1 protein-coding gene is annotated in these 654 nt (G+C 45.6%); it reads left to right on the plus strand.

The window, feature by feature from the left end:
* Positions 1 to 123 precede the first annotated feature (123 nt).
* Positions 124 to 654: nuclease/transposase family protein (locus BRO54_RS18895; RefSeq protein ID WP_476701677.1), on the plus strand; the 531-nt coding region annotated here is incomplete at its 3' end.

The following is a 654-nucleotide window of genomic DNA, read 5'->3' on the forward strand; positions in this document are numbered from 1 at the left end:
GAGGGCTGACTCCAAAAGTCCGCTTTTTGGCGGACTTTTGGGTCAGCCCCATGAAAGCGAGCATTTTTCTTTGAATGATTCTAAAAAAATGGTACCCTGTAATCGCCACAAGGAGGTGAATCCATGCCGACGATCACACTAAGGCTGGAACTGCACAAACCAACGAAAGTCAAACAAGAAATGTACGAACGGATGACAGAAGTGAATACAGCGTTTGCGAATTGGCTGTTGGATCATCCCAAACTGAATCAAGCGACAAGTAAAATGTTTAAAGAGTTTTCGTCGCAGCGGTTTCCTTCCGCCGTCGTGAATCAGACGATTCGAGAAGTGAAGTCCCAAAAGAAAAACCAGAAAACAAAGAAGTTTCGAACATTATGGTGTTGCTTCAACAATCAAAACGTAAAGGTTGAAAAGAAAGGAGAGTTCTACACCGTTTCATTTCCCACACTGGAGAAGCGAATTGGCGTGCCTGTGGTCACGCGTCCCGATCAAGAAGCATGGCTGAATCGATTGTTGGACGGAACCGCCAAACAAGGGGCAGCCAAGCTCTACAAAAAGAGAAAGAAATGGTACTTGGCTGTTGCGATCACAGTTGAAGTCCAACAACGGGAAGAAACCAAGGCAATGGGCGTTGACCTAGGACTTCGCTATATT

The sequence above is a fragment of the Geobacillus proteiniphilus genome, assembly GCF_001908025.1.
Lineage (GTDB): Bacteria > Bacillota > Bacilli > Bacillales > Anoxybacillaceae > Geobacillus > Geobacillus proteiniphilus.